This window comes from Ensifer sp. LC11 (assembly GCF_001695835.1).
In the GTDB taxonomy this organism is placed as follows: domain Bacteria; phylum Pseudomonadota; class Alphaproteobacteria; order Rhizobiales; family Rhizobiaceae; genus Ensifer.
In genome coordinates, this window is sequence record NZ_MBSO01000072.1 from 1 (window position 1) to 18,826 (window position 18,826).

20 protein-coding genes are annotated in these 18,826 nt (G+C 63.1%); 11 read left to right on the plus strand and 9 right to left on the minus strand.

Annotated features, from left to right (window positions below; translation table 11 throughout):
• The coding region (cysW, locus tag BBX50_RS27865; RefSeq protein ID WP_065778538.1) for a sulfate ABC transporter permease subunit CysW at window positions 1-768 on the plus strand (768 nt) is incomplete at its 5' end.
• Between the two features lie 32 nt (window positions 769-800).
• Window positions 801-1,940, plus strand: coding sequence for a sulfate/molybdate ABC transporter ATP-binding protein (locus BBX50_RS27870; protein ID WP_065778539.1), 1,140 nt, complete (start codon window positions 801-803; stop codon window positions 1,938-1,940).
• A gap of 21 nt (window positions 1,941-1,961) precedes the next feature.
• On the opposite strand, the gene BBX50_RS27875 is transcribed toward BBX50_RS27870, so the two are convergent.
• A complete protein-coding gene (locus BBX50_RS27875; RefSeq protein ID WP_065778540.1) occupies window positions 1,962-2,291 on the minus strand; it encodes a YciI family protein in 330 nt (109 codons plus the stop codon).
• Between the two features lie 172 nt (window positions 2,292-2,463).
• Here BBX50_RS27875 and BBX50_RS27880 point away from each other — a divergent pair, with 172 nt between their 5' ends.
• From BBX50_RS27880 to BBX50_RS27930, 9 genes are all read left to right on the plus strand, one after another.
• Window positions 2,464-2,730, plus strand: a complete 267-nt coding sequence (locus BBX50_RS27880; protein ID WP_065778541.1) for a hypothetical protein — start codon at window positions 2,464-2,466, stop codon at window positions 2,728-2,730.
• A gap of 229 nt (window positions 2,731-2,959) precedes the next feature.
• Window positions 2,960-3,718 carry an alpha/beta hydrolase gene (locus tag BBX50_RS27885; protein WP_065778542.1) on the plus strand — a complete coding sequence of 253 codons (759 nt, stop codon included), beginning with the start codon at window positions 2,960-2,962 and terminating at the stop codon, window positions 3,716-3,718.
• A 295-nt stretch (window positions 3,719-4,013) separates the two neighbouring features.
• The gene (locus BBX50_RS27890; RefSeq protein WP_065778543.1) at window positions 4,014-4,835 is read left to right on the plus strand and encodes a sulfurtransferase/chromate resistance protein; all 822 of its coding nucleotides are present in this window, start codon (window positions 4,014-4,016) and stop codon (window positions 4,833-4,835) included.
• A gap of 1 nt (window position 4,836) precedes the next feature.
• Window positions 4,837-6,243 carry a chromate efflux transporter gene (chrA, locus tag BBX50_RS27895; protein WP_065778544.1) on the plus strand — a complete coding sequence of 469 codons (1,407 nt, stop codon included), beginning with the start codon at window positions 4,837-4,839 and terminating at the stop codon, window positions 6,241-6,243.
• Window positions 6,244-6,828: 585 nt separating this feature from the next.
• Window positions 6,829-7,761 carry a LysR family transcriptional regulator gene (locus tag BBX50_RS27910; RefSeq protein ID WP_065778547.1) on the plus strand — a complete coding sequence of 311 codons (933 nt, stop codon included), beginning with the start codon at window positions 6,829-6,831 and terminating at the stop codon, window positions 7,759-7,761.
• Window positions 7,762-7,904: 143 nt separating this feature from the next.
• The gene (locus BBX50_RS27915) at window positions 7,905-8,618 is read left to right on the plus strand and encodes an SDR family oxidoreductase (protein WP_065778548.1); all 714 of its coding nucleotides are present in this window, start codon (window positions 7,905-7,907) and stop codon (window positions 8,616-8,618) included.
• Between the two features lie 112 nt (window positions 8,619-8,730).
• Window positions 8,731-8,970: a 4-oxalocrotonate tautomerase family protein gene (locus tag BBX50_RS27920; protein WP_065778549.1), complete on the plus strand. Its 240-nt coding sequence runs from the start codon at window positions 8,731-8,733 to the stop codon at window positions 8,968-8,970.
• Between the two features lie 269 nt (window positions 8,971-9,239).
• Window positions 9,240-9,980, plus strand: a complete 741-nt coding sequence (locus BBX50_RS27925; RefSeq protein ID WP_065778550.1) for a response regulator — start codon at window positions 9,240-9,242, stop codon at window positions 9,978-9,980.
• Entirely contained in the window at window positions 9,977-11,311 is a 1,335-nt protein-coding gene (locus BBX50_RS27930; RefSeq protein ID WP_065778551.1) for a HAMP domain-containing sensor histidine kinase, read from the plus strand. The genes BBX50_RS27925 and BBX50_RS27930 overlap by 4 nt, the downstream gene beginning before the upstream one ends.
• Before the next feature lie 242 nt (window positions 11,312-11,553).
• Here the strand turns inward: BBX50_RS27930 and BBX50_RS27935 are convergent, their stop codons facing one another.
• The 8 genes from BBX50_RS27935 to msrA form a co-directional block, all read right to left on the minus strand.
• Window positions 11,554-11,970, minus strand: coding sequence for an organic hydroperoxide resistance protein (locus tag BBX50_RS27935; RefSeq protein WP_065778552.1), 417 nt, complete (start codon window positions 11,968-11,970; stop codon window positions 11,554-11,556).
• A gap of 382 nt (window positions 11,971-12,352) precedes the next feature.
• A complete protein-coding gene (locus tag BBX50_RS27940) occupies window positions 12,353-13,405 on the minus strand; it encodes an alpha/beta hydrolase (RefSeq protein ID WP_065778553.1) in 1,053 nt (350 codons plus the stop codon).
• 157 nt (window positions 13,406-13,562) lie between these two features.
• On the minus strand, window positions 13,563-14,504 hold the full coding sequence (locus tag BBX50_RS27945; protein ID WP_065778554.1) for a GlxA family transcriptional regulator: 942 nt from the start codon (window positions 14,502-14,504) through the stop codon (window positions 13,563-13,565).
• A 78-nt stretch (window positions 14,505-14,582) separates the two neighbouring features.
• On the minus strand, window positions 14,583-15,221 hold the full coding sequence (locus tag BBX50_RS27950; RefSeq protein WP_065778555.1) for a VOC family protein: 639 nt from the start codon (window positions 15,219-15,221) through the stop codon (window positions 14,583-14,585).
• A gap of 55 nt (window positions 15,222-15,276) precedes the next feature.
• Complete coding sequence (locus tag BBX50_RS27955) at window positions 15,277-16,620, minus strand: epoxide hydrolase family protein (RefSeq protein WP_065778602.1); 1,344 nt, start codon at window positions 16,618-16,620, stop codon at window positions 15,277-15,279.
• Window positions 16,621-16,704: 84 nt separating this feature from the next.
• Window positions 16,705-17,505, minus strand: coding sequence for an SDR family oxidoreductase (locus BBX50_RS27960; RefSeq protein ID WP_065778556.1), 801 nt, complete (start codon window positions 17,503-17,505; stop codon window positions 16,705-16,707).
• A 121-nt stretch (window positions 17,506-17,626) separates the two neighbouring features.
• Window positions 17,627-17,845: a hypothetical protein gene (locus tag BBX50_RS30635; RefSeq protein ID WP_065778557.1), complete on the minus strand. Its 219-nt coding sequence runs from the start codon at window positions 17,843-17,845 to the stop codon at window positions 17,627-17,629.
• Window positions 17,846-18,085: 240 nt separating this feature from the next.
• The gene (msrA, locus tag BBX50_RS27970; protein WP_065778558.1) at window positions 18,086-18,823 is read right to left on the minus strand and encodes a peptide-methionine (S)-S-oxide reductase MsrA; all 738 of its coding nucleotides are present in this window, start codon (window positions 18,821-18,823) and stop codon (window positions 18,086-18,088) included.
• Window positions 18,824-18,826: the final 3 nt, after the last annotated feature.

Below are 18,826 nucleotides of genomic sequence, written 5' to 3' on the forward strand. Positions count from 1 at the left end.
CTGTTTTTGCTGTTGCCGCTCGCCGCCGTCTTCACCGAGGCGCTGCGCAAGGGGGTCGGCGAATTCGTCGCAGCGCTTGGCGATGCCGAGACCTTCTCCGCCATCCGCCTGACGCTGATCGTCGCGGTGATCGCCGTGCCGCTCAACCTCGTCTTCGGGGTGGCGGCCGCCTGGGCGATCGCCAAGTTCGAGTTCAAGGGCAAGGCGTTCCTGACGACGCTGATCGACCTGCCGTTCTCGGTCTCGCCGGTGATCTCCGGCCTCGTCTTCGTGCTGTTGTTCGGCTCGCACAGCCTGATCGGCCCGTGGCTGCAGAGCCACGGCATCCAGATCCTGTTTGCCGTGCCGGGACTGGTGCTGGCCACCGTCTTCGTCACCTTCCCCTTCGTCGCCCGCGAGCTGATCCCGCTGATGCAGGAACAGGGATCGAGCGACGAGGAGGCGGCGTTGTCCTTGGGGGCGTCCGGCTGGCAGACCTTCTGGCACGTGACGCTGCCCAACATCAAATGGGGGCTGCTTTACGGCGTGCTCTTGTGCAACGCCCGCGCCATGGGCGAGTTCGGCGCCGTCTCGGTGGTCTCCGGCCATATCCGCGGCGAGACCAACACCATGCCGTTGCAGGTCGAAATCCTCTATAATGAATACAACTTCGTCGCCGCCTTCGCGGTGGCGGCGTTGCTGGCGCTGCTGGCGCTGATCACCCTGATTTTGAAGACGGCGCTGGAGATCCGCTACAGCGCCGAGATCGCCGCCAGCCGCAGGCATTGACTGAGAGCCGCAGGCCATTGAAAGGTATTGCCATGGACGTGCGCGTTCACAACATCCGCAAGGAATTCGGCCGGTTCCCGGCGCTCGACGACGTCTCGCTCGACATCCGCTCCGGCGAGCTGATCGCGCTCTTGGGCCCCTCCGGCTCCGGCAAGACGACGCTGCTCAGGCTCGTCGCCGGGCTGGAAAGCCCGACCGGCGGCACCATCTTCTTCGGCGACGAGGATGCCTCGCAAAAGACCGTGCAGCAGCGCAACATCGGCTTCGTCTTCCAGCACTATGCCCTGTTCCGCCACATGACCGTGCTCGACAACGTCGCCTTCGGGCTGAAGGTGCGCCCGTCGGGTCGCCGGCCGCCGGCCGCCGAGATCCGCCGCCGCGCGCTCGACCTCATCGACCTGGTGCAGCTCTCCGGTCTCGACAAGCGCTATCCGGCGCAGCTGTCGGGCGGCCAGCGCCAGCGTGTGGCGCTCGCCCGCGCCATGGCGGTCGAACCGAACGTGCTGTTGCTCGACGAGCCCTTCGGCGCGCTTGACGCCCAGGTGCGCAAGGAGCTGCGCAAGTGGTTGCGCGACATCCACGACCGCACCGGCCACACCACCATCTTCGTCACCCACGACCAGGACGAGGCGCTGGAGCTCGCCGACCGCGTCGTCGTCATGAGCAAGGGCGTGATCGAACAGGTCGGCACCCCCGACGAGATCTACGACCATCCGGTCTCGCCCTTCGTCTACGGCTTCATCGGCCAGTCGAACGCGCTGGCCGTCACGCTCCAGAACGGCGAAATCTGGTTCGAGGACCGGCCGATCGGGCTTCGAGCCCCGGCCGAGCCCGACGGCCCGGCCAATCTCCACTTCCGCCCGCACGACATCGAGCTGATCGACGGCTGCGGCGGCTGTCTCGCCGGCCTGGTCACCGCCAGCCGCCGCGTCGCCGGCACCCGCCATCTCGAACTCGCGCTTGGCCGCAACCACCCACATGTCGAGATCGAGCTGCCGCCCGAACGCGCCAATGCCGGCGACCACAGCCGCATCGCCTTTAGACCGACCAAATGGAAGCTGTTCAGAGAGGCGCAGACGCAGGCCGCTGCCAAAGCACCGCAGGCGGCGGAAGCGGACGAGCCGGAAGCCATCGAGGCTCCGGAAGCAAGACTCGCAATTCAGGCGTCGTGAGAAACACTTAGGAAGTCTGGCTCAAGGGATTTCGAGGGGCCAGACTTCGACCACGCCCCGGGCAACGGCACAGGGGGTTTGCGAGACCATATCGATCGCTTCCGCCAGATCGGCGGCTTCGATCACCGCGAACCCTGCCACGGGCAGCGGCGATGACATGTATGGGCCGCTCGTGGTTTCGACCCCGGCAGCATCGGTGTTGCGAACCTGAACCGGCGCGCCCGCAACCGCCATCAGCGCTCCGTTTTCTCGAAGCTTCGCATCATGCGCGTGAGCAGCATCGCGGACGGCTACCGCCGTGCGGTCGTAGCCGACGCGATCGCCATATCCGATCGTTATGAATTTCGGCATGGGCATCTTCCTCCAAGCGGCCAATGCTGAACACACGGGGGCTGCCAGGTCTCCCTTCTAGCTCCGATGAGCTAATTGACAGTCCAGCCACCTGGCCGTTCCTTGAGGGAACGCGGATAAACCGGGAAAAGTTGCGACGAAACCGTTCCGCGTCAAAAACAGGGAGGACGGAATGCCAACCATCATCGCCCACCACAACATTACAAAAGGCGCGGAACACTGGCTGAAGTCGCCGAAACGCAAGGAGTTCTTCGGGACGCTCGGCGTGACCAACATCCGGACGTTTGTCGATCCTGGGGACCCGACCCGTGTCGCCGTCATGATGGATGTCCCGGATATGGACGCCCTGTCGAAAGCGATGCAGAGCCAGGCCGCAGCGGACGCAATGGCCTATGACGGCGTCGTGCCGTCGTCAATTGTGATCCTGGTCGAAGCGTAACGCGCCTCGCACCGGCCGGCGACGTTCTCTTGGAGCCACAGGTCGGAAGATGTCCTTCCGGTGGCCGCACGGTCGCGCGCCGCGCCCTTCGCAACGGTGATATAGCGGCCCCGCTCGTAGGCGACCGCTACAATGCGGTACATATCCACGTGAAGATCGACACATCAGGGATACCTCCCTCCGGCCAGATTGTCGTCGTTGCCTCCCGAACAAAAGAAGGAACGATCGCATGAACCGCCGCATTCTCCCAACCATTGCCCTTGCCTTTGCGACAAGCGTCGTCGCCTTCGCCGCACAGGCGGCCGAAATCAAGAACATCGTCATCGTTCATGGCGCTTTCGCCGATGGCTCCGGCTGGCGCAAGGCGAGCGACATTCTGGAGCGCCGCGGTTTCAACGTGACGGTCGTCCAGGAACCGCTAACGTCGCTTGCCGCCGATATCGAGGCGACCAACCGTGTTCTCGACCTGCAGGACGGGCCAGCGCTGCTTGTCGGACACAGCTATGGCGGCCTCGTAATCACTGAAGCCGGCCATCACAAGAAAGTGGAGGGCTTGGTTTATGTGGCAGCGTTTCAGCCCAACAAGGGCGAAGACATCGCAAGTCTTGGCAGTTCGAAGCCGCCGGCCGCAATGAGCATCAAGGAAACGACCGACGGCAAATACCTCTATCTCGATCCGAAGGCATTTGCCGCCGATTTTGCCGCCGATCTTCCGGCGGCGGATGCGGCCTTCGCCGCAAGGGCACAGGTCTTCGCCGCCAAGGAGGTTTTCACCGCCAAGGTCGGCGAACCCGCCTGGCGCACGAAGAAAAGCTGGGCGATCGTCGCAACCGAAGACCGCGCCATCAATCCGGACCTTGAGCGAAGCATGGCCGAACGCGCCGGCAGCCAGGTAACCGAAATCAAAGCGAGCCACGCGGTCTTCGCCTCGCAAGCCGAGAAAGTCGCCGACGTGATCGAGATCGCAGCCAAGGGGGCCGGCAAATAGCCCGAACGTGCCGCCCTCCGCGACCTGAGTGCGACCTTCAGCACTCAGGTCGCCCTGCTGACGCATGGCGGAACTATCCTACCGCCAAAGACTTGTAACAATCCTCCAGTAATTTGCCCGGATCACACATCGACACCCAAGTGCTCCCGCCGTCATGTCCGCAAAGCCACCGCCGATCCGCGGCTTGACAGCGGGCTGTGAACGGCGGCAAACTTTGCGCATGGGGGTGCGATCACCCCATGAGGCGCCAGCCGAAGCATCGCGTCCATAGAACCGATCATCCGGAGGACGCGTCATGTCGTCATTTCTTGAAATTTCTCCCGAAAAGCTTGCTCGCCTGATTGGCACCCCGAATTGCCCTGAACTCATCGACGTCAGGGTCGACGAGGATTTCGCCGTCGATCCGCGCCTGATCCCTGGCTCGGGGCGAAGCGACTATCACAAGGTGCAGGAATGGATGGGTACCATCGGCAAGACGTCGGCGGTGATCATCTGTCAGCAGGGCAAGAAACTCAGCCATGGCGTTGCGGCCTGGCTTCGGCATGCCGGCATTGCTGCCGATGTGCTCGAAGGCGGTTTCGAGGCCTGGACAAGAGTTGGCTACCCCGCCGTACCGATTTCCGCGTTACCAGATCGCGACGCCGTCGGACGGACCGTCTGGGTCACCCGCGCTCGACCGAAGATCGATCGCATCGCGTGCCCCTGGCTGATCCGCCGTTTCGTCGACCCGAAGGCGGTCTTCCTGTTTGTCACCCCTGCCGAGGCCGAACTGGTTGGCCAACGCTTTGGAGCGACGCCCTTCGATATCGACGCCCCGATCCGCTGGAGCCATCGCGGCGAACTCTGCACATTCGACGTCATGGTCGAAGAATTCGGACTTGCCACCGAACCGCTGCTGCGGCTGGCCACCATCGTGCGTGGCGCCGACACAGCCCGTCTCGACCTTGCTCCGGAAGCGCCTGGCCTGCTTGCCGCCTCCCTCGGTCTCTCGCGCATGTATGCCGACGATCTCGAGCAATTGGAGGCGGGGATGCTGCTCTACGACGCCTTCTATCGCTGGTGCCGGGATGCTACCAATGAGACCCACAACTGGCCCTCCCCCAAGAAGGACGCCTGACATGACCGATATCGCGGACAAGGCCGCGCCGAAGGCGGCGCGGCAGCGGGAAAGCCACGGCATTCCGTTCGGCGAAGCCGTCAAGGTATGGGCACGGATCGCGGCGCTGAGTTTCGGCGGCCCGGCCGGGCAGATCGCGGTCATGCACCGCATTCTCGTCGACGAAAAACGCTGGATCGGCGAGCATCGCTTCTTGCATGCACTGAACTATTGCATGCTTTTGCCCGGACCCGAGGCGCAGCAGCTTGCGATCTATATCGGCTGGCTCCTGCACCGGACCGCCGGTGGCCTCGTTGCCGGTATCCTTTTCGTGCTGCCGGGCTTCCTGGCGATCCTGGGGCTGAGCTACATCTACGCCGCCTTCGGCAACGTCACCGTCGTTGAGGGCCTGTTCTTCGGCCTCAAGGCGGCGGTGCTCGCGGTGGTCGTGCAGGCCGTCTTCCGCATTGGCGGTCGGGCACTCAAGAACAGGGTGATGATCGGGATCGCGGCGGCGGCATTCGTCGCGATCTTCTTTTTCCGGGTTCCGTTCCCGCTCATCATTCTCGCAGCCGGCGTGCTCGGCTATGTCGGCGCCCGCTCGGGTTCGCCATTCTTCCGCATCGGCGGCGGCCACAAGGGAGAGGCGGGTCCGGTGCTCAAGGACGAAGATTCGGCGCTCGGAGAGGACATCCCCGCCCACGCCCGCCCCAACCTTGCGTGGTCGCTCAGGATTTCCGTCGTATTGCTCGCCCTGTGGCTCGTGCCACTCGCGCTGCTCATCATTTTCCTCGGTCCGAACAACGTCTTCAGCCAGATCGCCCTGTTCTTCAGCCAGATGGCGGTGGTCACCTTCGGCGGTGCCTATGCCGTGCTTGCCTATGTCGCCCAGGAAGCTGTCCAGCACTATGGCTGGCTGAAGCCCGGCGAGATGCTCGACGGGCTCGGCATGGCCGAGACGACACCCGGTCCGCTGATCATGGTGGTGCAGTTCGTCGGCTTCATGGGCGCCTATCGCGATCCCGGTACAATCAGTCCGATGATGGCGGCGACATTGGGCGCAATGCTGACGACGTGGGTCACGTTCGTTCCCTGCTTCCTCTGGATATTCCTCGGCGCCCCCTTTATCGAGCGCTTACGCAACAACGTCGCGCTGACGGGCGCCATGTCCGCAATCACCGCTGCCGTCGTCGGCGTAATCCTCAACCTCGCGGTCTGGTTCGGCCTGCACACGCTGTTTGGCGAGGTCGGGACATGGAAACTGGGGCCGTTCGTCCTTGATATTCCGGTGCTGAGGTCACTGCTGCTTCCGTCACTTCTGCTGACGGTTGCCGCAGGCGTGGCGATCTTCCGCTTTCGCACCTCGGTCATCGCCACACTGCTTGGCTGCGCACTCGCCGGCATGGCCTGGACGCTCGCGACAACCTGATTGCAGTTGGCTCAGTCGTCGTAAACCGACTGGGGAAGGTGAAAACCCTCCGGCAATTGCGAGCCGTGGAACTGCTCTTGCTCCACAAGCGGCGGAGGCTCCCGGTGCTTTATCGCGCAAGCGGCAAGAACTGCCTTGAGCTGCACCGGGCGATAGTGTTCGACAAGATTGGGAGGTGGATCCTGTTGGTCCGTTCGTCGCGACATCGGGTTCCTCATGGGAGCGGTTCGCCTTCAGGGTGACAGTGCCAGCCAATCGATCTCGCCGCAACCGTCTACAGCACCGTCACCCGCGCGACGATGCCATCAATGGACAACGAACCCGGACAGCCTCTGCCCCGGGTCGATTGTGGAAGACGCATCCACGGCAAAAGGGTCCTCGGACTTCTTTCCCTCTGGGCGGGAACAGGCAAGGGCGAACTCTGGCAAGGCTCCGCCTCCGAACTGATCACGCACCTGTTTGCTACCTGATCGCGGCCGTCCCAAAGGAGCGCTCGCCGCCCAGAAGGCCGAGCGCGTCTTTACTTCCGCCATTTTGCGGGTGAATGTCGCCTCTTCAGCCATCGGTATTACGGAGCGCGGCATAATGGATCGGATCGATGCGATGAAGGTCTTCGTCACCGCCATCGATGAAGGCAGCCTCGCGGGTGCCGCCCGCCGGCTCAAGCGGTCGCCGACGGCGGTTAGCCGCGCGCTCAACCTGCTCGAAGCGCATGTTGGCGTAGAACTTCTGCATCGCACAACACGGTCGCTCAAACTGAGCGAGGCAGGCCAGCGCTACGCTGCCGCCTGCCGACGGGTACTGATCGACCTGGAGGAGGCCGACATGCTCGCCGGCGGCGAACGTGCAGCCCCGCGCGGGACGCTGACCATTTCGGCTCCACCGATCGTCGGCGAAGAGGTGCTGCGCCCGATCCTTGACGATTTCCTCAACCTGTACCCTGCTGTTTCGGCCAGGCTTCTCCTGCTTGATCGCTTCGTGAACCTGGTGGACGAAGGCGTCGATATCGCGCTCCGTATCGGCCATCTGGCAGACTCCTCGCTCATTTCGACGCGGATCGGCGGCGATGTCCGGCGCGTGGTCGTCGCCTCCCCCCGCTATCTCGCCAACCATCCGCGCATCGACGAGCCGGCCGATCTCGCCAAACACCAGATCGTCGCCTTCACCAATTTCGGCCTCGACACCTGGACGTTTCCGCCGGCCGAGGGGTCGCTGATCCCGCGTGCGGTGCAGTTCGCGCCGCGATGCATCGTCAACAGCGTGCGGGCCGCCGTCGATTCCGCCGCCGCCGGAACCGGCCTCACCCGGCTCTATTCCTACCATGTCGCCGGTCACGTCCGAGACGGGCGCCTGAAGATCGTGTTGCCCGAAGCGGAGTATCCGCCGATGCCGGTCCATCTCCTCGCGCCCCAGGGCCGCATGTCGGTGCCGAAGGTGCGCGCCTTTGCCGATTTCGCGGTGCCACGGCTGCGGACCGAGTTCACACGCATGGCAGCCGAAGCGGACGCTCTCAGCTGATTGTGCCGATTTTCGGTTGATTGACCACCATGGCGTGACAATTCTCTCAATGAACGGATGGATCTAAATCTGATTGCACCAACGCCGAGGGCGAAGGACGGGCCGAACGAAACGCCCGTTGCAATCACAGAAGGATCACGTCCATGAGCAATGAGCAGAAGGTCGCCGTTATCACCGGTGCATCGCAGGGAATCGGCGCCGCCCTTGTGCGGGCATACCGCGATCGCAACTACCGTGTCATCGCCACGTCCCGGTCCATTCAGGAGAGCGCCGATGCCGGTATCCTGGCCGTACCCGGCGATATCGCCAATCCGGAGACGGCAGAGAAGGTCGTTCGCCAAGGTCTGGAACGCTTCGGCCGCATCGACACGCTGGTCAACAATGCCGGCGTCTTCACCGCCAAGCCGTTCACCCAATTCACCCAGCAAGACTATGACCTGAACCTGGGCGTGAACGTCGCCGGCTTCTTCCACATCACCCAGCGCGCCGCCGCCGAAATGCTGAAGCAGGGCTCCGGCCACATCGTCAGCATCACGACCAGCCTCGTCAATCAGCCGATTGCCGGCGTTCCGGCCGCACTGGCATCGCTCACCAAGGGCGGGCTCAATTCCGTAACCCAGGCGCTCGCGATCGAATTTGCCAAGACCGGTGTTCGCGTCAACGCCGTCTCGCCGGGTATCATCAAGACCCCAATGCACGCGCCCGAAACCCACGCGGCACTCTCGACGCTTCACCCCGTCGGCCGGATGGGCGAGATCCGCGACATCGTCGATGCCGTCCTCTACCTGGAAGGCGCCAGTTTCGTCACGGGTGAGATCCTGCATGTCGACGGCGGCCAGAACGCCGGACGTTGGTAGGTCCGACGAGCGCCAAGAGGACGGCCAGAGCCACGCCCGGCCGTCCTCGCGAAAGCCCAAATCGCAGGCATTGCCGCCAGGCACCGTTTGCAATCTTATAAAGGAGACGACCATGCCGATCGTAACAGTTCAGGTGACCCGTGAAGGCACCACAGCCGACCGCAACTCGGTCTCGGCCGCGGAAAAGGCAGCCATCATCAATGGCGTGAGCCAGGTGCTGCTCGACGTGCTCAACAAGCCGCTGGAATCGACCTACGTCGTTATCGAAGAAGTCGATCTGGACAATTGGGGCTGGGGAGGCTTGCCCACGGTGCAGTATCGCACGCAACGCGCAGCCCAGGCAAAGATCTGACGCAACCCGCGTCCCGCCGCAACCCGTCGCTCTTACGAACGGCGGGTTGTGTGTTTCCGCCCTCTGGCCGAGCGTCCCGGTTTCGCGGAATTGTGTCGAAATGTATCCAGGCCGGCTTGCAATACATGCCCACGCAAGTCTGGATGCCGAAAACACACCTGAGACACATATTGCGCGCCAATGGAGTGCGAGCAGAGTTCCGCCGGTTTTGACCGCGCAACGCTGCGGCATATGATGAGGCGCCAAGCTGAGGCCGGGGAGGTCGCTCGATGGAACATATCGACCACGTATTGATCGTCGACGACGACCGCGAAATCCGGGAACTCGTATCGAACTATCTCAACAAGAACGGGCTGCGCACCACAGTCGCCGCCGATGGTCGGCAAATGCGCGCCTTTCTCGAGGGCAACACGGTCGACCTCATCGTGCTTGACGTGATGATGCCGGGCGATGACGGGCTCGTGCTCAGCCGCGAACTGCGCGCTGGCAAGCACAAGGCGATCCCGATCATCATGCTGACGGCCCGCTCGGACGAAATGGACCGCATCCTCGGCCTCGAAATGGGCGCGGATGACTATCTTGCCAAACCGTTCTCGGCGCGCGAGCTGCTTGCCCGGATCAAGGCGGTGCTCCGGCGTTCGCGCATGTTGCCGCCAAACCTTCAGATCTCGGAAGCCGGACAACTGCTGCGCTTCGGCACGTGGCGGCTCGATACGACCGCACGCCACCTGATCGATGCCGATGGCACAGTGATCGCGCTGAGCGGCGCCGAGTATCGCTTGCTCCGCGTCTTCATCGACCACCCCCAGCGGGTACTCAACCGCGACCAACTGCTCAATCTCACCCAGGGGCGCGAGGCCGACCTTTTCGACCGATCGATCGATCTGCTCGTCAGCCGTGTCCGCCAGCGGCTTGGCGACGACGCGCGTGAGCCCACCTACATCAAGACCGTGCGCAGCGAAGGCTATGTCTTTTCGGTGCCGATCGAAATCGTTGAGGCGCGCGAATGACAATGGCCGCCCAGCCGACAGGTTTTCGACTATGGCCGCGCACGCTTAGGGCGCGGCTCTTTGTTATCCTGCTCGCCGGTCTGACGATCGCGCATGTGATGTCGTTCACCGTCCTGTTTTTCGAGCGCTACACGGCCGCCCGGTCGGTGATGTTCAATACGCTCGAGAATGATATCGCGACGTCGATCGCGATCCTCGATCGCCTGCCCGCGAGCGAGCGGGCTGCATTGCTCGACCGACTGGGCCGCGACAACTATAGCTTCATTCTCGGCCCTGGCGTTCCAGGCAACCCTTCGCTCGATCCGGCCGCCGCCGAGATCGCCTCCAAGATCGAGCGCGCGACCGGTCTCGATCGCCCGGTCAAGGTCGAAACGATCCCGGGTAGCCGCCGACGTCTTCAGGCGCATCTTACCTTGAGCGACGGTTCGCCGCTGACCATCGATGTCTATCCGAAAGGTGTCATGCCGCTGGCTGACTGGCTGCCTTTCGTGCTCATAGCTCAGCTCGCCCTCCTTCTTCTCTGCAGCTGGTTTGCTATGCGACAGGCCGTGCGCCCGCTCGTCAATCTGGCGGAGGCCGCCGACACGCTCGACCCGAACCGGAACACGCCGCGGCTCAACGAAACGGGTCCAACGGAGGTTGCCTATGCGGCAACCGCGTTCAACGCCATGCGAGACCGCATCGCCCAATATCTGGAAGAGCGGGTACAAATTCTTGCCGCCATATCCCATGACCTGCAGACACCGATCACCCGCATGAAACTGCGCGCGGAAATGGCAGAGGATTTCGCAGACCGGGAAAAACTGATCCAGGACCTCGGTCAGATCGAGAGCCTGGTCAAGGAGGGGGTCGCCTACGCGCGCAGTGCCCATGGCAATGTCGAAAAGACGACCAAGGTCGACCTTTCATCGTTTATCGAAAGCCTCGTTTACGACTACCAGGACACCGGCAAGCCTGTTACCGCCAGCGATATCGATGGCGGCGCGATCACGACCCGGCCGCAGGCGCTGAGGCGCATTCTCACCAATCTGGTCGACAACGCCCTCAAATTCGGCGGCTGCGCCGAGATCGTGGCGCGGCGACTTGCCGACGACACGGTGGTCATCGCCGTGCTTGACCGCGGGCCGGGTATTCCCGACGATCAATTGCAAGCCGTGCTGAAGCCGTTCTTCCGATTGGAGGATTCCCGCAACCGCGACACCGGCGGAACCGGCCTTGGCCTTGCCATCGCCCAGCAGCTTGCGGCGTCCATCAATGCCACGCTGACCCTCAAGAACCGCGCTGGCGGGGGCCTGGTCGGCGAACTCGTCATTCGGCGCGAGCAAGCATGATATTCCATGTGCAACCAGAAATCCGTTTCAGACGAAGGCGATAGAGCATCTTTTTAAGCTGATTGTCGAGCTTTCGGCGACAAGTGACTGGCTTGCTGCGCGACACCGGCCGGCCCAGGGCATGGCGCGGTCAACAGGACCGGCGCGACGGCCAACCGACGCCCGCGGAAAGAGCGGCAGCCACAAGGGCCGCCGCTTCGATCTTTCGGCTTTTTCGTCGCGTGCCGGCGACATGCCCCGGATCAGGCAAGGGTGAGCGTGACGTCGATGTTGCCGCGGGTGGCCTTGGAATACGGGCAGGTCTGATGGGCCGCCTCGACCAACCGCTCCGCTACCTCGCGGTCGATGCCGGGCAGGCTGACATTCAGACGTGCCTGCAGGAAGTATCCGCCGTCGCGGTTGCGCAGATCCACTTCCGCGTCGACGGCGGTATCCGCTGGAAGCGTAATCTTCTGCTGCCCCGCCGCCAGTCCGATCGCTCCGATGAAACACGCCGACCAGCCGGCTGCAAAAAGTTGTTCCGGGTTCGTCCCGGGGCGGTTGCTGCCCGGTGAGGAGAGCTTGACGTCCAGACGCCCGTCATCGCTGCGGGAAGCCCCTTCACGGCCGCCGATCGTGTGGGTCTTGCCGGTGTACAATAGCTTTTCAGTGTCGGTCATAGTGGTGTTCCTTTCGACAGAGTATCCAATCGGGCTCCATGCCCTTGTGCCGCTGTCGGAAGACATATGGCGCTTGCCACGTGTACGGGATGTTTCGCGAGCGCACGGAAATGTAGGGAACTTCGCAAACCTGAAGAAACCGATACATTCTGATACGAAGGAGCCACTGCCCGCTCATCGGCGGCCCGGGTCGTCACGCGCGGGCTTTGGCCTGGCGGGCGATCGCGACCGCTCCCTCCGGCCGGTCCCTCGCGAAGAAGCGCAGGATCGGACAGTGCGATCCTGCGCCATGGTGATTGTTTCTGTAGAGATTGCGATCGCTCCGTTACCGCATCACAGTAACAAAACCATCTAGTGCTTTGAATTTCATTATTTCACTGCGTTAGAGGCGATCGGCGTCCAGAATTGCCTCGGCAAAGGCCAGCGGCGCCTCCTGCGGCAGGTTGTGGCCGATGCCGCCGGTAATCAGCCGGTGCTCGTACTTGCCTGAAAACCGCTTGGCATAGACGGCCGGATCGGGATGCGGAGCGCCGTTGGCATCGCCCTCCAGCGTGATGGTCGGGACGGTGATCGCCGGAAACTGGGCGAGGCGTTTTTCAAGATCGTCGTATTTCGCTTCGCCCTCGGCAAGGCTCAGCCGCCAACGGTAGTTGTGGATGGAGACATCGACATGGTCAGGATTTTCGAGTGCCGCGGCGCTGGCATCGAAAGTCGCATCGTCGAAGTTCCACTTCGGCGAGGCAAGCTTCCAGATCAGCCTGGCGAACTCCTTGCGGTTCTCATGATAGCCCGCGTATCCGCGCTCGGTCGCAAAATAGAACTGGTACCACCAGGAAAGCTCGGCCTGCGGCGGCAGCGGCTTCCTGTTCACCTCGCGGCTGCCGATCAGGTAGCCGCTAACGGAGACCAGGGCCTTGCAGCGCTCCGGCCACAGCGCGGCGATGATGTTGGCGGTCCGGGCGCCCCAGTCGCAGCCACCGATCACGGCCTTCTCGATGTGGAGGGCATCCATGAGCGCAATGATGTCGGCAGCAATGACCGCCTGCTGACCGTTGCGCGGCGTATCGGCGGAAAGGAACCGGGTGGTACCGTAACCGCGCAAATACGGGACGATGACGCGATAGCCGGCATTCGCAAGCAACGGCGCCACGTCGACATAGGTGTGGATGTCATAGGGCCAGCCATGCAGCAGGATGACCACCGGTGCATCGGGCTCGCCAAGCTCGGCGTAGCCGACATTCAACACACCGGCATCGATCTGCCTGATCGAAGCGAAGGTTTTGTTCGTGCCCGGCGTGATCGCCGGCAGACGCGATGTGTGAGCGCGCCCGGACTGGGCCCGTGCTGCACCGGTAGCACCGAACTGCGCAGCGGCAAGCGACAAGGCGAGCGCGCCGATGAATTGACGCCGCGGGTGGTTGATTTCGTCCGACATTGGCTGTCTCCGGTGAATTGAACTGCCTTCACCAATGGAGTGCCGATGTATCCCGGTGGTGTGCCGAGCAGATTGATTTGAAAGCGCGTGTAGGCAATCGGGCGCGCGATACACACCGATACAATCGCCGGCACGCCCGATTTTCCTCTCCTTCAAGTCAGGCGACGCCTTCTCGCGCGTTGCGGCGGATCGTCTGCGGCGGCTGCCCGAGCGTGCGCAGAAAGGCCCGGCGCATGCGATCGCTGTCGGCAAAGCCGGTTTCCTCGGCGATCACATCCATCGAGTGACGCCCCTGCTCCATCATCAAACGCGCCGCCTCCACCCGCAGGTGCTCCACTGCCTTTGCCGGCGACTGGCCCGTTTCCGAACGGAAAGCCCGGCTGAACTGCCGCGCACTCAACCCGGCAGCATCCGCCAGTTCCTCGACCGACAACAGATTGCGCAGGTTTGCCTTGGCATAGTTGACGGATTTCTGGATGCGGTCCGACTTCGGCTCCAGTTCGAGCAAGGCGGAGAACTGCGACTGCCCACCGGCGCGCCGGTGATAGACGACAAGCTTGCGTGCGACCGATCGGGCAACCTCCTCGCCGTGATCCTTCTCGATCATGGCGAGCGCCAGGTCGATGCTCGCCGTCATGCCGGCAGACGTCCAGACGCTGCCATCGACGATGAAGATGCGATCCTCTTCGACCTTCACATCCGGGAAACGCTCCTGGAGCTGGCGCGCAAACACCCAATGGGTCGTGGCGCGGCGCCCGTCGAGAAGTCCGGACTCCGCCAGGACGAAAGCGCCGGTGCAGGGTGCGGCCACGCGCCGCGAGACCTCCAATGCATGCCGCGCGAACGCGACGAGCCCCGGCGTTACCGGCTCGATTTCCGTCCCGGCCCCAAACATGACGGTGTCGTAGATCGTATCGTCGAAGGCCTTCGTCAGCACGCCGAAGCCGGCCGACGACTTTATCTCGCCGCCGGTTTCCGACAACAATGCTATCTCGTAAGCCTGTTCGCCAAGGGTCAGATTGGCGACCTCAAAGGCGGTGACCGCCGCGAAACCCATGAGCTGGAACCTTGGAAAGACGACATAGCCGATCCTGTGCATCTCACGTCGCTCCTGTCTGGAATGGTCGCTTATAGCAGATTTGCGCCATGGACGAAACGCGGCGGTCTTGAGCGCATCTCATTCAGGCAGCGGTTTTCCCGCATGTTCGGCGACCATGTGTGCCGCATACCAATCCGGCCAGTTGTGGTCGTGCTGGCCGCCGTTGCGCTTTTCGTGCTCGCCATGCGCGGCGGCTGCGCGCCGCAACGCGGCCGCAAGATCGCCCACGGAAGCAAACTCCGTGACGTCCGCATCGACGCGGCCGGGCAAGCGCTCGCTTACCTCCTGCAGCAGCCAGCCGTTGCCGTCGGGATCGCTGAAGGTAGCGTAGGAGCGATAGCTGCGGCCCGCAGGATCGCGGCCGGCAATCGGCGGCTGCCCCGGTCCTTGGCGATGGAAGACCGCACTCACCTCCGCGCCAGCCTCAATGAGCTGAGCACGCGCAGCCTCGATATCCGAGACCACCAGATAAAGCCCGCTCGCCGATCCGGGAGCCGCCGAGGTCAACCCGGTGCCGAAATGGATCGAGGCCGGCGAACCAGGCGGCGTGTACTGGACAACGCGGAACGTATCTCCGACCGGAAAGTCCGCATCGAGCCGCCAGCCGAGGCGGCCGTAGAAGGCCTTGGCGCGATCGACATCCGAAACGGGTATGAGCGCGACCTCAAACTTCAAATCGACTGTTGGCGCTTTCTTGTCGTTACCTGGACCTGTCATGGTGGTTCTCCTTTGTGGTTCGGTTCGGGTTGGGCGCGGGCTCGCGCCCGCCCCTTCAGCTCGGTTGACGCAGTGACTTGAACGAGGCTCGCAGCTCATCGACCAGAACGCCTGGCTGTTCCCAGGCAGCAAAATGTCCACCCTTGGCGAGACGATTATAGTGAATGAGCTTCGGGAACGCCTTCTGTGCCCAGGAGCGTGGCGCCTGATAAAGTTCATCCGGAAAGGCGCTGACGGCAACTGGTATCTGCACGCCCTTCGGTGCGAAGAACGCGAGCTTGTTCTCCCAATAGAGGCGCGCCGATGAGACGGCCGTCTTGGTCAGCCAGTAGAGGGTAATGTTGTCGAGCACGTCGTCACGCGTCAGACCCTCCGACTGGCCGTCGAAGACACGGGCAATGAGCTCGTAGCTGCGCGCGTCGTGATCCAGCATCCAGCCGGCAAGGCCGATCGGTGAGTCCTCGATGCCGTACAGCGTCTGCGGACGCTTGCTCATCTCCTGGGCGTAGGAGAGACCGTTCTTGTAGAAGAAATCGAGCTGACCGTAGGCACGACGCTCGTCGGCCGAGAGATCAGGCGGCGCTGGATCACCGGCGTCCAGGGCCTTCTGGATCTCGGCCGGCACGGTCGCCGGCATGTTGGTATGAATGCCCAGCAATCCGGCAGGCCGCTGCAATGCCATCTGTTCTGTCACCGCATCGCCCCAGTCGCCGCCTTGGGCGACGTAATGGGTATAGCCCAACCGCTGCATCAGCACGGCCCAGGCACGAGCAATCCGCACCGGATCCCAGCCGTGTTCAGTGGGCGTTCCGGAGAAACCATAACCAGGCAGGGACGGGATGACGACGTCGAAGGCGTCGGCCTCGGTACCGCCGTGAGCGGTCGGGTTGGTCAAGGGTTCGATGATCTTCAATTGTTCGATGATCGAACCGGGCCAGCCATGGGTGACGATGAGCGGCATCGCGTTCTTGTGCCCGGACCGCACGTGAATGAAGTGAATGTCGACGCCGTCGATATTGGTGACGAACTGCGGCAGGTCGTTGAGCTTCTTCTCGACCCTGCGCCAGTCGTACTTCGTCGCCCAATAGTCGGCGAGCTTCTTCATGGTCGCAAGCTGCACGCCCTGCATTCCATCCGTCACCAGTTCCCGGCTCGGCCATCTCGTCGCCTCGATCCGCTGTTTCAGGTCGGCGAGCGCTTCTTCGCTCGCATGGAACTGGAAGGGACGGATGGATTCGTCGACGGCGGGCTTGGCAGCAGCGGCGATCTGAACGCTGCTGGCCGAAGACGCGCCCGCGGCATGTGTGGCGATCGGAGGAAGCAGGATTGCGATCGCTGCCGACAGCGCGAGGGCTGCCAAGCGACTGCTATGGGCGGTTGGCAAATGGCGACTGGACATCATCATTCTCCTTGTTAGAGCGGTGAGGCGATGCCTGCGGCATCGCCAAGTTGTTCCGGGACGGATTTCGGGAAGCGATCGGCGCTATCCCCCGACGTTGTAGCGGGCTGCAGGCGCGCTCCTCGAAAGGTTGGGCATCAGCTTCTGGCGCGCCGCCTCGTAGGCCGCCCAGTCCCCGGCATCGGGTAGCGCCGGAATGGTGATCCCCTCACCCTGGTCGAGGCCGGCAAGCGCTGCATCGACCATGTCTTCAGCCCGCATGACGATCTCGCTCGGCACATGTTCGATCGGCGTGCCGGCGATATCCCAGAAGTCCGTCGCCGTCGCACCCGGCAGAACGGCCTGGATCCGGATGTTTTTCTCGGCAAGTTCCTTCTGCAGCGACAGGGTGAGCGCCAGCACGAAGGCCTTGGTCCCACCATAGACCCCGTTCAGCAATTCGGGCGCGACACCGACAATCGAGGCGATGTTGATGATCGTTCCCGCGCCGCGCGCAACAAAACCGGGTGTGGCCGCATAGGTCAGCCGTGTCAGTGCGCTCACATTCAGCGTGATCATCTCCTCCATCTTGTCGACGTCGGAGGCGAGCAGCGGCGCGGTCGCGCCGACGCCGGCATTGTTGATCAGCATCGTGATGCTTGCGTCTTCCCGAAGCAGCGTCTCGACCCGCTTCAGATCGTCCTTGTTGCCGAGATCCGCCGGTACGACTTCGATGGCGCGACCCGTCTCGTCGGCGAGGCGGCTGGCGAGAGCATTCAAGCGTCCGCGGTTGCGGGCAACGAGGATCAGGTCATAGCCGCGGTTCGCCAGGCGATCCGCATAGATCGCCCCGATGCCGGAGGATGCACCGGTAATCAGTGCGGTGCCCTTAATGTTCTTTCCCATTTTCAAGCTCCTTTGCCTTTGGTTGGAGCCTCGATAGTAAGTCGAGCAGCCCATGTCTCAAATGTCGTAATTCCGGCATTTTAGGCCATAAACTATTGAGCCATCGAACGTCGCTCAGCCGTCATCCATCAATCGCCGGATGTGTCAGCTCCTCATGTGGAGCTTCATGCAGGAGCGCGTCGTCCTGTGCCGTGACCGCCTGGGACTGGGCAGCGCCGCTTGAGAGCGGCGGCTGGCTGAAAAGCGCGGCAATTGCCGAAGGCTCCCTGGGATCGCTATCCCAGGCGCAAGGCGCCGCCGCGAGAGCGGCCACGGCAAAACCGGTTACGAAAATGCGCATCGACTGTTCCTCTTCCACTAATGGGACCGGCAACCCTTGATCCGGACGCGTTCGCCGTCTCGGCCGGCCCTGGCTGTCAATTTCGCGTCCGGACGTATCGCAGATGTGTTCGGTTGGCCTCGAAACTGTATCGGCATGTACGGCCGGGCTGAGGGCCAAATCGAAGGTGCAGCCGCCCCGGCACGACCGGGACGAGCCGTGCGCCCTTTCGGCCTTCCGGTGCGATGTGTCGCAGGCGGACTACAACGCGCTGTCCGCCACGAGCACCGGTTTCTCCCGGTAGAGGCCTGGAAAAAGGCGGTGCAAGGCGCCGATCTTCGGCTGCTCGTAGATGACGACGTAGGGCTGGCGCGGATTGTTGTAGACGTAGTCCTGATGATGGGCTTCGGCTTTGTAGAAGGACTTGCCGGGCTCGATCGTGGTTGCGATCGCCCGACCAAAAGCACCGGCCGTATCGAGCTGAGCGATGTAGTCGGCGGCGACCTTTGCCTGTTCGTGGTCACGCGGAAAGATCGCCGATCGATATTGCGGGCCGACGTCCGGTCCCTGCCTGCCAAGCTGAGTCGGATCGTGCGCGACGGAGAAGTAGACCTCGAGCAGCTGGCCGTAGCTGACCTGCTTCGGGTCGAACGTTATCTCCACAGCTTCGGCATGCCCCGTAGTGCCGGTTTCGGTCAGTTCGTAGGTCGCCGTCGCGGCGCTGCCGCCGGCGTAGCCTGATGTGACGCGCGTGACGCCGGCGACGTGCTGAAACACGGCCTGCACGCCCCAAAAGCAACCGCCGGCCAACACCGCCGTCTGGCTTGCCTCCGTTGACGCAATATCGTGGAGCGCCGTCGGAATGCGCCGGCCTTCCTCGGCAGTCGATTGATCGTTGACGGCAAGCGCCAGACCGCCCCCGATCAACACCACAGCACCGAGAAGACGCCAAATGGATCCGAGCAGCCGATGGCTGCGTTGCAGGTGATTTTCGCTCATCTC

Coding starts and splice junctions, on each gene's coding strand:
- BBX50_RS27870 (WP_065778539.1), top strand. CDS start 801: ATGGACGTGCGCGTTCACAACATCCGCAAGGAATTCGGCCGGTTCCCG.
- BBX50_RS27875 (WP_065778540.1), bottom strand. CDS start 2,291: ATGCCGAAATTCATAACGATCGGATATGGCGATCGCGTCGGCTACGAC.
- BBX50_RS27880 (WP_065778541.1), top strand. CDS start 2,464: ATGCCAACCATCATCGCCCACCACAACATTACAAAAGGCGCGGAACAC.
- BBX50_RS27885 (WP_065778542.1), top strand. CDS start 2,960: ATGAACCGCCGCATTCTCCCAACCATTGCCCTTGCCTTTGCGACAAGC.
- BBX50_RS27890 (WP_065778543.1), top strand. CDS start 4,014: ATGTCGTCATTTCTTGAAATTTCTCCCGAAAAGCTTGCTCGCCTGATT.
- chrA (WP_065778544.1), top strand. CDS start 4,837: ATGACCGATATCGCGGACAAGGCCGCGCCGAAGGCGGCGCGGCAGCGG.
- BBX50_RS27910 (WP_065778547.1), top strand. CDS start 6,829: ATGGATCGGATCGATGCGATGAAGGTCTTCGTCACCGCCATCGATGAA.
- BBX50_RS27915 (WP_065778548.1), top strand. CDS start 7,905: ATGAGCAATGAGCAGAAGGTCGCCGTTATCACCGGTGCATCGCAGGGA.
- BBX50_RS27920 (WP_065778549.1), top strand. CDS start 8,731: ATGCCGATCGTAACAGTTCAGGTGACCCGTGAAGGCACCACAGCCGAC.
- BBX50_RS27925 (WP_065778550.1), top strand. CDS start 9,240: ATGGAACATATCGACCACGTATTGATCGTCGACGACGACCGCGAAATC.
- BBX50_RS27930 (WP_065778551.1), top strand. CDS start 9,977: ATGACAATGGCCGCCCAGCCGACAGGTTTTCGACTATGGCCGCGCACG.
- BBX50_RS27935 (WP_065778552.1), bottom strand. CDS start 11,970: ATGACCGACACTGAAAAGCTATTGTACACCGGCAAGACCCACACGATC.
- BBX50_RS27940 (WP_065778553.1), bottom strand. CDS start 13,405: ATGTCGGACGAAATCAACCACCCGCGGCGTCAATTCATCGGCGCGCTC.
- BBX50_RS27945 (WP_065778554.1), bottom strand. CDS start 14,504: ATGCACAGGATCGGCTATGTCGTCTTTCCAAGGTTCCAGCTCATGGGT.
- BBX50_RS27950 (WP_065778555.1), bottom strand. CDS start 15,221: ATGACAGGTCCAGGTAACGACAAGAAAGCGCCAACAGTCGATTTGAAG.
- BBX50_RS27955 (WP_065778602.1), bottom strand. CDS start 16,620: ATGTCCAGTCGCCATTTGCCAACCGCCCATAGCAGTCGCTTGGCAGCC.
- BBX50_RS27960 (WP_065778556.1), bottom strand. CDS start 17,505: ATGGGAAAGAACATTAAGGGCACCGCACTGATTACCGGTGCATCCTCC.
- BBX50_RS30635 (WP_065778557.1), bottom strand. CDS start 17,845: ATGCGCATTTTCGTAACCGGTTTTGCCGTGGCCGCTCTCGCGGCGGCG.
- msrA (WP_065778558.1), bottom strand. CDS start 18,823: ATGAGCGAAAATCACCTGCAACGCAGCCATCGGCTGCTCGGATCCATT.